The 14,222-nt window shown below is 65.0% G+C and carries 9 protein-coding genes, 3 pseudogenes and 1 other annotated feature; of the genes and pseudogenes, 9 read left to right on the top strand and 3 right to left on the bottom strand.

Annotated elements, in window-relative coordinates; all coding sequences use genetic code 11:
* Positions 1-173: 173 nt before the first annotated feature.
* Positions 174-947 (top strand): annotated as a pseudogene (locus BO226_RS07720) (IS256 family transposase); the annotation flags it as partial.
* Positions 948-962: 15 nt separating this feature from the next.
* Here BO226_RS07720 and BO226_RS07715 read toward each other — a convergent pair.
* A complete protein-coding gene (locus BO226_RS07715; RefSeq protein ID WP_071934929.1) occupies positions 963-3,056 on the bottom strand; it encodes an ISAzo13 family transposase in 2,094 nt (697 codons plus the stop codon).
* A 56-nt stretch (positions 3,057-3,112) separates the two neighbouring features.
* On the opposite strand from BO226_RS07715, the pseudogene BO226_RS07710 reads away from it, so the two are divergent.
* The 5 genes and pseudogenes from BO226_RS07710 to BO226_RS07685 all read left to right on the top strand — a co-directional run.
* Positions 3,113-3,412 (top strand): annotated as a pseudogene (locus tag BO226_RS07710) (transposase); the annotation flags it as partial.
* Between the two features lie 68 nt (positions 3,413-3,480).
* Positions 3,481-4,536: a tyrosine-type recombinase/integrase gene (locus tag BO226_RS07705; protein ID WP_064257805.1), complete on the top strand. Its 1,056-nt coding sequence runs from the start codon at positions 3,481-3,483 to the stop codon at positions 4,534-4,536.
* The gene (locus BO226_RS07700) at positions 4,533-6,488 is read left to right on the top strand and encodes a tyrosine-type recombinase/integrase (protein ID WP_064257806.1); all 1,956 of its coding nucleotides are present in this window, start codon (positions 4,533-4,535) and stop codon (positions 6,486-6,488) included. Before BO226_RS07705 ends, BO226_RS07700 begins: the two co-directional genes overlap by 4 nt.
* 47 nt (positions 6,489-6,535) lie before the next feature.
* A pseudogene (locus BO226_RS07695) lies at positions 6,536-6,769 on the top strand (transposase); the annotation flags it as partial.
* 365 nt (positions 6,770-7,134) lie between these two features.
* Positions 7,135-8,408, top strand: a protein-coding gene (locus BO226_RS07685) for an IS3 family transposase (RefSeq protein WP_156354424.1) whose coding sequence is annotated in 2 segments (ribosomal slippage) — positions 7,135-7,414 and positions 7,414-8,408 — 1,275 coding nt in all. Because the reading frame shifts where the segments join, the coding sequence is not laid out codon by codon here.
* Here the strand turns inward: BO226_RS07685 and BO226_RS07680 are convergent.
* Together BO226_RS07680 and BO226_RS07675 are read right to left on the bottom strand one after the other, a co-directional pair.
* Positions 8,398-8,793, bottom strand: coding sequence for a hypothetical protein (locus BO226_RS07680; protein ID WP_156895131.1), 396 nt, complete (start codon positions 8,791-8,793; stop codon positions 8,398-8,400). The genes BO226_RS07685 and BO226_RS07680 overlap by 11 nt on opposite strands.
* Positions 8,794-8,890: 97 nt before the next feature.
* Positions 8,891-10,164 (bottom strand): IS3 family transposase gene (locus BO226_RS07675; protein ID WP_156354424.1). Its coding sequence is split into 2 segments (ribosomal slippage): positions 8,891-9,885 and positions 9,885-10,164, totalling 1,275 coding nucleotides; the frame shifts between segments, so codons are not numbered across the junction.
* Between the two features lie 172 nt (positions 10,165-10,336).
* Between BO226_RS07675 and BO226_RS07660 the strand changes: the two genes are divergently transcribed.
* The 3 genes from BO226_RS07660 (at position 10,337) to istB (ending at position 14,090) form a co-directional block, all read left to right on the top strand.
* Positions 10,337-11,562 (top strand): IS3 family transposase gene (locus BO226_RS07660; RefSeq protein WP_156895129.1). Its coding sequence is split into 2 segments (ribosomal slippage): positions 10,337-10,619 and positions 10,619-11,562, totalling 1,227 coding nucleotides; the frame shifts between segments, so codons are not numbered across the junction.
* Positions 10,606-10,740, top strand: a sequence feature (AL1L pseudoknot). It overlaps the preceding gene by 135 nt.
* 155 nt (positions 11,563-11,717) lie before the next feature.
* Positions 11,718-13,259 carry an IS21 family transposase gene (gene istA / locus BO226_RS27625; RefSeq protein ID WP_071934926.1) on the top strand — a complete coding sequence of 514 codons (1,542 nt, stop codon included), beginning with the start codon at positions 11,718-11,720 and terminating at the stop codon, positions 13,257-13,259.
* 66 nt (positions 13,260-13,325) lie between these two features.
* Positions 13,326-14,090 carry an IS21-like element helper ATPase IstB gene (istB, locus tag BO226_RS27620; RefSeq protein WP_064257733.1) on the top strand — a complete coding sequence of 255 codons (765 nt, stop codon included), beginning with the start codon at positions 13,326-13,328 and terminating at the stop codon, positions 14,088-14,090.
* Positions 14,091-14,222 lie beyond the last annotated feature (132 nt).

Raw genomic sequence — 14,222 nt, 5'->3', positions numbered from 1 at the left:
GAAGGAACGTCGCACGAAGACTCACAGAGTCCACTCGTCACAGTAGTGCCCCATAGAGTGGTGTAACTCGGTGGCCGAGTTCGTTACCGACTCCGTGTCGCTCACGGACATAGAGCGGCCACCGCGTGATCCTTCGAGTCAACCGTCTAAAGAATCCTCGAGGAGTCATCGCGATGACCGCACCCCACATTGTCGACCCTGCCGGCCTTCTTGGCCAAGCCCTCGCAGACGCGTCACCGGATCTGATGCGCGAACTGCTACAGACCATGATCAACGCCCTGCTCTCGGCCGATGCCGACGCCGTGTGCGGTGCCGAATGGAACGCACGATCTGCCGAACGCACCAACCGCCGCAACGGTTACCGTCACCGCCCCCTCGACACCCGGGTCGGCACCGTCGACGTCGCCATTCCGAAGCTGCGCTCGGGCAGCTACTTTCCCGAGTGGCTCCTCGAACGTCGCAAGCGGGCCGAGTCCGCGCTGATCACCGTCGTGGCCGACTGCTACCTGGCCGGTGTATCGACCCGCCGGATGGACAAACTGGTCAAGACACTCGGCATCGACTCACTGTCGAAGTCGCAGGTCGCACGCATGGCCACTGATCTCGACGAGCAGGTCGCCGCATTCCGCCATCGCCGCCTCGACGAAGCCGGACCGTTCACCTTTGTCACCGCCGACGCCCTGACGATCAAGGTCCGTGAGAACAAGCAGGTCGTCAAAGCCGTCGTACTGCTGGCCACCGGCGTCAACGGCGACGGCCACCGCGAAGTACTCGGCATGCAAGTGACCACCGCCGAAACCAAAGCCTCCTGGAACACCTTCTTCGCTGACCTGGTCGCCCGCGGCCTGGGCGGGGTACGTCTGGTGACCTCCGATGCTCATGCCGGGCTCATCGAAGCGATCGCAGCGAACCTGCCCGGCGCGGTATGGCAGCGCTGCCGCACCCACTGTGACTGTAAGGAATTAATGTGTCGATTCGGGTGTGTCGCCCTCTTGCTGTGGTATCGCGGCGAGCAGGGCGGCGGCGGTGCGGTAGCGGATGGGTGCCGGCAGCGGGGTGTAGCCGTCCTGTTCGAGCAGTGGCCGCACGTCGAGCAGCGCATTGCCGATGGTGCGGGGGCTGACCTGGAACAGCTCGGCCAGGACAGCGCGGGTGCACAGGCGCCGCAGGTGCAACACAGTGGCCAGGACACGTTCGGCATCGGTGATCTTCTGAAGGAAGATTCCGCCGCGGCCCCCGGGCATCCGTTCGCCGCCGCGTTGGGCGTAGCGGCGTCGTTCGACCATGGCGGCTTGCCGAACGGCGAGGCGTTCGACGAGTTCGTCCAGTTGCCGGCGACTCATGCCGGTCAGAGCCGGATGCGACAATGCTTCGGGGAGCAGCCGATTCGGTGCGGGGACGGAGGCCGGGTCATCACGGAGAAATCCCGCGAGGTCGGCGGCGGTGCTCAAGCGCAGCCCGATCATCGGGGTGACGCGGTGGCCGTGTTCGTCGAGCAGCATCCGCGTTTCGGCGATGATTTCGCCGATGGAGTTCGGATTGACCCCGAGCAGTTCCGAGAGCACCCGCTGGGAGCAGACCTGCCGCAGGTACACGATGGTGATCAGCAGGGCCGCGGCGTCCGAGAGCAACCGTCGCTTGCCGGCGCCCGGGGCCCGGCGGCGCCGACCGCCGCGTTGGTGCCAGCGGCGTTGCTCGGCGCGGGCGGCCTGCGCCGGTGCCAGCCGTGCGGTGAGTTCGTCCAGCTCCTTGCGAGTCATGCCGGTCAGGCGGGGGTCGGCGAGCATCGCGACGGCCGCGGCACGCTCGCCTTCTCGGTCGCGGCCGGGAACCGGAGCGGCGTCGGCGTGAGTGGGTTCGATGGTGTAGTTCCACGTTCCGCACTGGGCATGCGGGTGGATGGGTAACGCGCGCAACTCGTCTCGACCCACCGAAATCCCGATCGGGTAGTCGCCGGTGTCCAGTTCGGCCTCCACGCGCAGCCCGGTGCGGGTGCGGGTGGAGGCGATGGTCTTGACCACGACCTCGTGGCTGGTCAGCGGCCGGCCACGCCAGTTCATGGTGATCTGGGAGAACAACCGGTGCTCGATCTTATTCCACTTCGAGGTGCCGGGCGGGAAATGGCAGACGGTGATCGCCAATCCGGTCTCGGCTGCCAGTGCAGCCAATTCGGCCTTCCACAAACGGTATCGGTAGCTGTTGGAGCCACCGGCGTCGGCGGTGATCAGCAGCCGGCTCGCACGGGGGTAGTCGGCGGCGCCGCGGGCCTGCCACCAGCGGCGGATGGAGGCGACCGCGAACGCGGCGGTGTCGTGGTCGACGCCGACATTGACCCAACCGGCGTCGGTGGTCAGGTCGTAAACCCCGTACGGGATGGCCTGTTCGACATTCGGTCCGGTGAAGAAGCTGTGATCGACCACCCGCACCGGATCGCCGTGCGGTCGCCACTCACGGCCAGGGGCGGGCAGCTGGCCGAGTTGTTCCTTCTTCTTCGAATCGACGCTGATCACCGGCTCACCCGCCTCTTGGTGCACCTTGACCTGCTCGTTGATGTAGCGGAACTGCACATCCCGGTCCGGGTGCTGCTCACCTTCCAACGTCTTGGCGTTGGCCTGCAAACTGAATCCGTTGTCCCGCAACAACCGCCCCACCGTCGGTGCGGACACCGGGTGACCCTGCCGGGTCAGCTCCTCGGCCAGGTGCCGCAGCGACTTGGTTGTCCACCGCAACGGCGACTCCGGATCTCCACGCTCGTCCGGCTCGACCAGCGACAACAAAGCAGGCACCAGCCGCGGATCGATTGCGTCCGCGCTCTTGCGGCCTCCACCCGGACGGCGGACCCGACCCGTCGGTGTCGGTTGCTCACCGGCCTCGAGCTCGAATACGCCCTTGCGGACCGTGGTCTCGCTGACACCGGCTGCCCGGGCCACCGCCCGCACCCCGCCGTGCCCCAACGACCGGGCCTCCGTCGCCAACGCCAAACGTCGCTGCCGCTCGTTCAGATGCGGCAGCAAGACCTCGAACCGCTCCCGCAACCGACTCTCGAGCTCGCTCACGAACGCCCTACCGCACCGACCGGACTCGGATCACAAAACAACACTTTATTACCTTACAAGCACACTACGCCGCCAACCTCATGGCAGTGTGCCCCAAGTCCATGTGGCCGGCGGTCAAAGCGATGCTGCACAGCGTCTATGACCAGCCCACCGCCACCGCAGTGCACGAGCAGTTCGACCGGCTCCTCGAATACACCGACGGCCGATTGCCCGAGGTCGCCGACCACCTCGGCGACGCCCGCGAGGACCTGCTCGCCTTCACCGGCTTCCCCGATGACGTGTGGCGCCAGATCTGGTCCAACAACCCCATATCGGTTAACCGGCCCTCCCACGACACGATCACGGTTGCAGCGTGAGGTCCTGAGCCGACGACCGGTTGAGGCGCATGCTGGCGGTGTCGGCTCCGATCGAAAGGCGGCGGACAATGACCGTTCGGGTGCGCATCAGCAGCAACGGGCATGTGATCGACGGCCAATGGGAAGGATGCGCAGCAGCAAACGCGTTCCTGACGCATCTGGCCGGACGCGGATTCAGTTCGGCAACGGTGCGGGCATATGCGTTCGACGTGCTCAATCTGGCCCGATTCCTGCTCGATCGCGACCTCACGGTGGCTGCGGTGACGCCGGTGACGGTGTTCGAGTGGGTCGACTGGCAGAACGTGCACCGCAAACCCCGCCCAGGCATGGCGACACGAGGTGATCGGGGCACTGCGGCATCGACGATCAACCGACGAGTCGCGGCGATACGCGCATTGTTCGAATACCTGGTGATGACCGGGATACGCACCGAAAATCCGGTGCCCTCACCGCGGCGCGGACAGGGACTGCGACCACCAGCGCGAGGACTGCTCGGACACCTCGGGCCGGGCCGACCCCGAGCCGGAGGCAGGCTGGTACGCCAACCGCGGCTACTGCCCGAGTCCCTCGACGCCGACGCGATCGAGCAGTTTGCGGCGTCGCTGCGCACCCATCGGGATCGAGCGATGTTGTGGGCGATGCTGTTCGGCGGGCTGCGCAACGCCGAGGTGCGATCCCTGCGGTTGGCAGACGTCGATTTCGGCCAGCGACGACTCCGGGTGCTCGGCAAAGGCTGCAAGGAACGGGTGGTGCCGGTCGATGCGGTGTTCTTCACCGAACTGTCGGCCTATCTGCGCCTCGAACGGCCACCGGGGTTGGCGACCGAGGAGTGTTTCGTGGTGCTGCGCGGCCCCACCGCGGGGGCGCCGGTGACCGAGGCGGGACTGCGGTCGCTGTTCCGGCGGCACCGGGACCTCTCCGGTGCGACGAGGGTGCGTCCGCACCGATTGCGCCACACCTACGGCACCGAACTCGCTGCCGCCGGAATCGATCTGATGGTGCTGCGAGAATTGATGGGGCATGTGTCTCCGGACACCACTGCCGAATATGTGCATTTGTCGGTCGAGCAGCTCGCCGCCGAATACGGCGCGGCCCGCGCCAGTCTCGCCGGAACACGACAATGAGCACCGCGGTGGTTGCGACGGTCGTCCTGCCGGCCGGACCGGGTGCGGTGCTCACCGACTACCTCGAGCACGTCGCCAGCCTCGGGCTCAGCGACAGGTCGGTGCGCGCTCGCACCCTCATCGCGACCACCTTCCTCACCACGCATCCGGACTTGCGGGACTGGATGACCCGACCCGCTGCCGACCGGCTGGCCGAACTACGCCGCACCGGGGCCTGGCCACTGCTGTGTCACCTCATCGGACGCGGCAACCTGCGGCTCGACCTCGAACTCGCGGCCGTCAAGAACCTCACCGGACTCGGCCGGGCCGTCGAGGACCGCGACCCGGACGGGTTCGCCGCGGTCCGGGCCGCCGGCCTGGTTTTGGGGTGGACACCGCAATGGGTCGAGACCGTCCTCGGCGAGTGCCTGGCGGTGCTGCTCGCCTGGCACGGCGGTTCCGTCAGCGGTGTGAGCGCCGAGACCGTCGGCGAGTTCGACGCCGCATTGGCTGCCACACAGTCAATCCCGGATACATCGAAACGCGCCTACCGCAACCGTATCGCGGGACTGCGACAAATGCTGTTTCAGGCCCGCATCGTCGACACCCCACCACGGCGCCGACCGTGGGCCCGCACCTACGCCCAACGCTTCGCCGACGCCCCGATGGCCGATCCGATCCGCGAGGCCCTGTTGCGTTACGTCACCGTCCGGGCATCGGTGCTCCGCCCGAAATCGGCCGAATCGCTGATCAACGACCTGCTGCCGTTCGCGGACTACCTCACCACCAACCATCCCGAGGTCACCTCCCTCGAGGATCTCGACCGCAGTCACATCGAGGGCTTCCTCGTCTGGAATCGCACCCGCACCTGGCGTGGGCAACGCGCCGCTGCCGGGGCCGGGCGCATCATCTCCAAGGCCGTGATCCAATCGACGGTACTGAGCGTGCGCAACCTGCTCGAGGACATCACCGAATGGGGCTGGGAGCAGGCCCCACCGCGCCGTCTGGTCTTCGCCGCCGACGTCCCGAAACTCGACCAACCGCTTCCGCGGGCATTGCCGCCCGACATCGATGCTGCGGTGATGAATGCGGTTTCCCAGCTGGATGATTCGTTCGCTCGTATCGGGTTGACGGTGCTGCGCGGAGCCGGTCTGCGGGTCGGGGAGCTACTGGATCTCGAGCTCGGCAGCGTCATCGATTACGGCCCGGCCGGGACCTGGCTCAAGGTTCCGTTGGGCAAGCTCGCCACCGAACGCATGGTCCCGCTCTCGGCGACCACTATCGCCGCGTTGGACGAGTGGACCGGCGGGCGTGGTATCTGTCGGCCATTGCCGCATCCCCGCACCGGAGAGTTGACCGATTTCCTGTTCGTCGCACACGGCCGCCGTCTCAGCCAGACCCGGCTGCGCAACGGTCTGCTCGCTGCCGTCGAGGCTTGCGGACTGCGTGGGGCCGGGGGTGCGCCGTTGGTGGTGACCCCGCATCAGCTGCGGCATACTTGGGCCACCGAACTCGCCAACGCCGGGATGAGCCTGCAGGCGTTGATGGCGTTGCTCGGGCATGTCACTCCGCAGATGACTTTGCGTTACGCCACTTTGGCTTCACCGACGTTGCGGGATGCCTATGACCAGGCGATGGGCAAGATGCGGCGGCGGTTCACGCTCACTCCGGTCGGCAAACCGATCGTCCCCGACGCGGTGAGTTGGCTCGGCAGTGAGATGCTCAAAACGCGTGTTGCCCACGGTTACTGTTCCCGTCACGAGAGCGCGGGTGCGTGTCCCTATGCCAACATCTGCGAGACCTGCGACAACTTCGTCACCGGACCTGAGTTCCGCGGCGCGCTCGAGGCGCAACGCACCGACATCCAGGCTCTCGAGGTCGATGCTCGTGACCGTGGATGGCCCGATGAAGCTGCCCGGCATCATCGTGTCGCTGAGGCGTTGACCGACCACTTGCAGCGTCTCGATCGCTGATTCGATGTGAGATCAGGGTTGATCTCATCCCTGAGGGCCGGATAACCGAACGGCTCAACCGCGAAATTCGCCGCCGCACCGACGTTGTGGGCATCTTCCCCAACCGCGACGCCATCATCCGCCTCATCGGCGCCGTCCTGGCCGAACAGACCGACGAATGGGCCGAAGGCCGCCGCTACCTCGGACTCGAAGTCCTGGGCCGCTGCCGACTGACCCTGACCACCGACACCACCACAACAACGGAGACCATCACCGACCCACTGATCGAGTTGCCCGCCTAGAAATCCAACGAAGGATCAGAAACGAGTTACACCACTACTTGGGGCTTGACCCTCGTCACCCCTCGCAATAGCGCGGGGTGACGCAAATTCGGCAAGGCGCGCGGACGCCATCTCCTGCAGAGCAGTTCGGCACGCATTGATATGCCGAAGGCGCCTAGCACGGGCGGCCGTTCTGCTTTCATCGTCCTGAAACTGAAGCTCCCCAGACACTTCCGCGCGTACGTGATTGTCGAATAGGTCGAACGCTTGCACCACATGATCGATCGTCCGGAGAACTTCTTCGTCGTACAGAAAGACACGCGCTCGGGAGCGAGTGATCCCTCCCGGGATTTCCGGAGGGCTCCTCTCAAGGGAGGATGAAACCTATGGCAGCAGGATCGAAGCGGTACTCGGCTGAGTTGAAGCGAGACGCCGTGGACATGGTGGCCCAGTTGGTGGCCCACGGGTCGGCGGAGTGGCCGGCGATGCGCAAGACCGCAGATCTGTTGGGGGTGACCTCGGCGGAGACTGTCCGTCAGTGGGTTCGTAAGGCCCCGGCCGCTGATGCGGAAGGCGCCTCGAGGGCCGACAACGAGGAGATCCGCAGGCTCAAACAGGAGGTCGCCGAACTCAAACGGGCCAACGGCATCCTGAAAGCGGCGTCGGTTTTCTTCGCGGCCGAAATCGACCGGCCACACCGGTAATTGTGGACTTCATCCGCACCCACCAGGGACATCGGGTGGGTGCGGATGGTCTTATCTGGGGTGTCGATTCGATGTGCGCCGTGCTCTCTGAGCACGGCTGGCGCATCGCCCCGTCCACATACTACGACCACATCAACCGCGGGCCGAGCGCCCGTATGCTCGCTGACGCGCAGGTCATCGATGCGATCTTCATGCTCCGCAAGAACAAACCCCTGACCCGCGTTCTGGGCTCACGAAAGACATGGATAATGCTGCGCAGCAACGGATTAGATGTCGCCCGTTGCACGGTTGAACGGGTCATGCGGGAGATGGGATGGCACGGCGCGATCAAGAAGAAACGGGTGCGCACGACCATCCCTGACGCGGCGGCCAAGCGGCCGACGGATCTGGTCGACCGGCAGTTTTATGCCGCGGCACCCAACCGCCTGTGGGTGGCCGATTTCACCTACTGCCGCACCGAATCCGGTTGGGCGTACACAGCCTTCGTGACTGACGTGTTCGCCCGCAAGATCGTCGGCTGGAAGGTGGCCACGGAGATGACGGTGAACTTGGTGACCGATGCGATCAACAATGCGATCGACAACAGAAAACGTTGCGGGGTAGTCGATTTGAGCAAACTCGTCCATCATAGCGACGCCGGATCGCAGTATACTGCCATCGTGTTCGGGCAGCGATTGGCCGAGGAAGGGATCGCGGCCTCTATCGGCACCGTCGGGGACAGTTTCGACAATGCCCTGGCCGAATCGGTGAACTCGGACTACAAGAACGAACTGGTCGACAACCAGCCCCTGTTCCATGGAGCCACTGAGTTGTCGCTGGGCACCGCCGAATGGGTGGCGTTCTACAACCGAGAACGACCACACAGCTACTGCCACGACCTCACCCCCGACCGGGCAGAGCAACTCCACTACGATCGCATGCGCACCCTCAATCCGGAGGAAGCGCTCACACCATGAGCTCTCCGGAAACGCCGGGAGGGATCAGAGCGAGCCGCAACTCCGTCAGCATTCTCAGCCACTCACTTCGTTCGGTCGCTCGCGCCTCACTTTCCGAAAGCCGGAACGAAGTGGGGTACTCGAGCGCCGCCAGGTGCGCTTTGTCCAGAACCGGCCACAGCAGCATCAGTTCCGAGCGTTGCACGGCCAGCGCCGCGGAGTGAGTCTGTCGACGGTACAGCTCGTTCGCCTGCGCTCGGGCCTGATTCGCCTGCCAGAGCGCGACAACAACTGCGGCGAATGTCGCGAAACCGGTGAACCACGTTCCGTAGGCACTCCACTGGCTCGCATCCCAACCCCGAGCGTGCCCAACCCCCATCGACAAGGCCACGATCACCACACTCATACACGTCACAGCCGTCCCGCGGAACCACTTCGGTGTACTCGTGTGTCAGCGGTCATGTAATTCCCCAGGTTGATCCCTCCCGGCGTTTCCGGAGAGCTCATGGTGTGAGCGCTTCCTCCGGATTGAGGGTGCGCATGCGATCGTAGTGGAGTTGCTCTGCCCGGTCGGGGGTGAGGTCGTGGCAGTAGCTGTGTGGTCGTTCTCGGTTGTAGAACGCCACCCATTCGGCGGTGCCCAGCGACAACTCAGTGGCTCCATGGAACAGGGGCTGGTTGTCGACCAGTTCGTTCTTGTAGTCCGAGTTCACCGATTCGGCCAGGGCATTGTCGAAACTGTCCCCGACGGTGCCGATAGAGGCCGCGATCCCTTCCTCGGCCAATCGCTGCCCGAACACGATGGCAGTATACTGCGATCCGGCGTCGCTATGATGGACGAGTTTGCTCAAATCGACTACCCCGCAACGTTTTCTGTTGTCGATCGCATTGTTGATCGCATCGGTCACCAAGTTCACCGTCATCTCCGTGGCCACCTTCCAGCCGACGATCTTGCGGGCGAACACGTCAGTCACGAAGGCTGTGTACGCCCAACCGGATTCGGTGCGGCAGTAGGTGAAATCGGCCACCCACAGGCGGTTGGGTGCCGCGGCATAAAACTGCCGGTCGACCAGATCCGTCGGCCGCTTGGCCGCCGCGTCAGGGATGGTCGTGCGCACCCGTTTCTTCTTGATCGCGCCGTGCCATCCCATCTCCCGCATGACCCGTTCAACCGTGCAACGGGCGACATCTAATCCGTTGCTGCGCAGCATTATCCATGTCTTTCGTGAGCCCAGAACGCGGGTCAGGGGTTTGTTCTTGCGGAGCATGAAGATCGCATCGATGACCTGCGCGTCAGCGAGCATACGGGCGCTCGGCCCGCGGTTGATGTGGTCGTAGTATGTGGACGGGGCGATGCGCCAGCCGTGCTCAGAGAGCACGGCGCACATCGAATCGACACCCCAGATAAGACCATCCGCACCCACCCGATGTCCCTGGTGGGTGCGGATGAAGTCCACAATTACCGGTGTGGCCGGTCGATTTCGGCCGCGAAGAAAACCGACGCCGCTTTCAGGATGCCGTTGGCCCGTTTGAGTTCGGCGACCTCCTGTTTGAGCCTGCGGATCTCCTCGTTGTCGGCCCTCGAGGCGCCTTCCGCATCAGCGGCCGGGGCCTTACGAACCCACTGACGGACAGTCTCCGCCGAGGTCACCCCCAACAGATCTGCGGTCTTGCGCATCGCCGGCCACTCCGCCGACCCGTGGGCCACCAACTGGGCCACCATGTCCACGGCGTCTCGCTTCAACTCAGCCGAGTACCGCTTCGATCCTGCTGCCATAGGTTTCATCCTCCCTTGAGAGGAGCCCTCCGGAAATCCCGGGAGGGATCAGGTTGAGGGGTCGACCCGTCACGTAATTCCTCACCCGGCCGTCACGTAATTCCCCACTGAATCGTCCCTGGTTTCATTGAGGGTGAGCCAGATATCCCGGAAGGATCACCCCAGACTCAACATGGCGAACTACAAATACCCTCAGGAACTGCGTGAGCGAGCGACCCGACTCGCCGTCGAAGCCCGCCGCGACCCCGACACCCGCACCGGCGCCATCAACCGGATCGCCGAGCAGACCGGCGTCCACAAGGAAGCCCTGCGGACCTGGGTGCGCAAAGCCGAAGACGACGAGCTCCCCACTGAGCCCGTCGATGCCGAAGCACGGATCCGCCGTCTGGAGAAAGAGAACCGCGAACTACGGCAGTCGATGGAAATATTACGTTCTGCCACAGCTTTTTTCGCGAAGGCGGAGTTCGACCGCCGACTGAAGTGATCGTCGCCTTCATCGACGAACACAAACACCGCTGGGGGATCGAACCGATCTGTCGCGTTCTGTCGGAGAACACCGAGGTCAAGATCGCCCCGGGCACCTACTACGCCTTCATAGGTCGCGAACCCAGCGCCCGTGCACGCCGCGATGCCGTCCTCAAAGAACACATCATGCGCATCCACTCCCACCCACGGATGCGGGTCTACGGAATCCGCAAGATCCACGCCCAACTGGTCCGGGAAGGCCACGAGGTGGCCCGCTGCACCATCGAGCGGCTCTGCCGCGAACTCGGTGTCCGCGGCACCGTCCGCGGAAAATGGCCGCGCACGACGAAGCCGGCACCGGAAACCGATCAGCCCTGTGACCTCGTCGAACGAGACTTCACGGCCACTGCGCCGAACCAGTTGTGGGTGGCCGATCTGACGTATGTGCGGACGCAGTCCGGGTGGGTCTATGTCGCGTTCGTCCTGGATGCGTTCTCCCGCATGATCGTCGGGTGGCAGACCTCGACCCGGATGTACACCGACCTGGCGCTCGACGCGTTGAAGATGGGCCTGTGGGCACGACGACGCGCAGGCCGCGACGTCACCGGACTGGTCCATCACAGCGACCGCGGCGTGCAATACCGAGCGCTGCGCTACGCCCAGACCCTGGACCAGGCCGCCGCGGTCGCCTCCGTCGGATCGAAAGGCGACTCGTTCGATAATGCCATGGCCGAAGCGCTGAACTCGCTGTACAAGGCCGAGTTGATCTTCCTCGACGGTCCCTGGACCGGCCGGGAGGACGTCGAAGCGGCCACCGCGCAATGGGTGCATTGGTTCAATACCGAACGGGTCCACGGCATGCTCGACTATCGCACCCCAGCCGAGGTCGAGACCGCCTACTACGCACAACCGCCGGCCGCTTCTGCGGCCTGAGAACTGAACACACGCTCAGCCTCAACAAAACTCGGGACTTGACACACCCTCGGGGCGTGTCGGCCGGGGTGTGGGTGCTGCTGCAGGTTCGCTTCTTCCCAAGGTCCACCGAGGGCCTGGGAAGGGGCCCGACGGTGGCAAGGAGAACGTGGACGATGACCGATCTGATGGAGTTGTTCCGGCATTGGCATGCCGGCCGCTCCCAGGTGCAGATCTCGACAGCCCTGGGACTCGACCGCAAAACCATCCGCAAGTACTTGGCCCCGGCGCTGGCGGCGGGACTGACCCCTGGCGACGGCGACAAGTTCGACGAGAACCTGTGGCGCGAGTTGATCACGTCCTGGTTCCCGGAAGTGGTGGACCCGACGGCACGGGCGGTGACCTGGCCGGCGATCGCCGCCCACCACACCTGGATCGAGGGCCAACTCGACGAGTCGGTGACCGTGGCGACGATCGCTCAACGCCTGCGCGACGACCACGGTGTCCCGGTGTCGGAATCGACCGTGCGGCGATATATCGCAACACGATTCGCCGAACGGGTCGCGGCGTCGAAAGCAACCTTTCCCCGCGGCCCGGTTCCGCCGGGCGACGAGGGCCAGGTCGACTACGGCAAGTTGGGGATGTGGCGCGATCCGGCGACGGATCGGCGGGTGGCGGTATGGGCGTTCGCGATGATCCTGGCGTGTTCGCGGATGCTGTTCGTCCAACCGGTGCTGCGGATGGATCAAACCTCGTGGTGCGCTTCGCATGTGGCCGCGTTCGAGTTCTTCGGCGGCGCTCCGGCGCGGATGGTGTGTGACAACCTCAAAACCGGGGTGGACCGCCCCGATCTCTACGATCCGCAGATCAACCGGGCCTATGCCGAACTCGCCGACTTCTATCAGGTGCTCATCGATCCGGCCCGGGCCGGCAAACCCAAGGACAAACCACGCATCGAACGGCCCATGCCCTATATCCGGGACTCGTTCTTCCGGGGCCGCGAGTTCACCTCGCTGACGCAGATGCAGGCCGCCGCACTGGCATGGTGCACCGACGTCTACGGCCGGCATCAGCATCGCGGTCTCGGTGGTGCGCACCCGGCGGTGGTGTTCGACGCCGTCGAAAAGCACACCCTGACGCCGTTGCCGCCCAGGAGGTTCGAGCCGGTGGTCTACTCCACCGGCAAACTCGCCCCGGACTGTCACGTCAAGGCCGGCAAGGCGTTGTATTCGGCGCCGTGGCAGCTGATCGGCCGACGATTGCTGGTGCGCACCGCCGGGGATGTGGTGCAGATCTTCCACGACGAGCAGGTCGTGGCCACCCATGTGCGCCGCCTGTCCGGGAGAGCGACCAATCCCGAGCATTATCCGCCGGAGAAGACCGCGTTCACGTTGCAGACGGTGGTGTGGTGCCGGGTCCAGGCCGAGCAGATCGGACCCGGCGCGGTCGCGATCGTCGACGAATTGTCCCAGGTCAACGCGATCCATCGACTGCGATCGATCCAGGGCATCATCCGGCTGCGGTCGCGTTACGACGATGCCCGCATCGATGCGGCCTGCGCCCGTGCCCTCGAGGTCGGTGATCCGCGTTATCGCACGGTCAAGGGCATCCTCGTCGCCGGCACCGAACACGACGGCCAGGACGTCGCCGATGCCGGGGTCACCGCGCCGGCGTTGTTGCGCGGGCCGGCCGCGTTCGACACCGAACGATCCGCTTGATCCGTTCATATCGCCAGAAATATTGAACTGCAATTACTTTCACTAGATGCTGTGAGGACACCTGTCATGACCATCCATGATCCCAGCCTGCGGGCTGCGTTGAAAACCTTGAAGCTGACCGGCATGCTCGACACCCTCGACGCGCGCCTGGCGCAAACCCGCGACGGGCAGCTCGGGCACCTCGAGTTCCTGCAGGTGCTCTGCGAGGACGAGATCGCCCGCCGCGAAACCGCCGCCTTGGCCCGGCGGGTGCGCCGGGCCAAGTTCGAGCAGCAGGCCACCTTCGAGGACTTCGACTTCACCGCCAACCCGAAGCTCCCGGCCGCGATGCTGCGGGATCTCGCTGCGCTGCGGTGGCTCGACGCCGGCGAGTCGGTGATCCTCTACGGACCCGTCGGCGTCGGCAAAACCCATGTGGCACAAGCGCTAGGGCATCATGTGGCCCGACGCGGCGGGGACGTGCGGTTCGTCAAGTGTTCCCGGATGCTCGCCGATCTGGCCGGTGGACACGCCGACCGCACCATCGGCCAACGGATGCGCGAATACACCCGGCCGCTGGTGTTGATCATCGACGACTTCGCGATGCGCGAGCACACCACCACCCAGTCCGATGATCTCTACGATCTGGTATCCGACCGGGCGATCGCCGGCAAGCCGTTGGTTCTGACGAGCAACCGGGCCCCGAAAGACTGGTATCCGCTGTTCCCGAATCCGGTCGTGGCCGAGTCCCTGCTCGATCGGTTGATCAACACCAGCCACCAGATCCTGATGGACGGCCCGTCCTACCGGCCACGCAAACGCCCCGGGAACCGCACCGCGGCCGCGAACTGAACCAACCCGGGCACCGGCCCGGCTACCCTCGACTCAGCACACCCGGACATGGGGAATTCCATGACGGAAACCCCTGGGGAATTACGCGACGGTCGACACTCGTGACGTCGCCCCATAGGTTGCCCATCCGCG

The sequence above is a fragment of the Rhodococcus sp. 2G genome (assembly GCF_001886355.1).
Taxonomy (GTDB): Bacteria; Actinomycetota; Actinomycetes; order Mycobacteriales; family Mycobacteriaceae; genus Rhodococcus; species Rhodococcus pyridinivorans.
The sequence above is the reverse complement of the archived record's forward strand: the minus strand, read 5'-3'. Positions and strand labels throughout refer to the sequence as shown.

Coding starts and splice junctions, on each gene's coding strand:
- BO226_RS07700 (WP_064257806.1), top strand. CDS start 4,533: ATGAGCACCGCGGTGGTTGCGACGGTCGTCCTGCCGGCCGGACCGGGT.
- istA (WP_071934926.1), top strand. CDS start 11,718: ATGACCGATCTGATGGAGTTGTTCCGGCATTGGCATGCCGGCCGCTCC.
- BO226_RS07680 (WP_156895131.1), bottom strand. CDS start 8,793: ATGAGTGTGGTGATCGTGGCCTTGTCGATGGGGGTTGGGCACGCTCGG.
- istB (WP_064257733.1), top strand. CDS start 13,326: ATGACCATCCATGATCCCAGCCTGCGGGCTGCGTTGAAAACCTTGAAG.
- BO226_RS07705 (WP_064257805.1), top strand. CDS start 3,481: ATGACCGTTCGGGTGCGCATCAGCAGCAACGGGCATGTGATCGACGGC.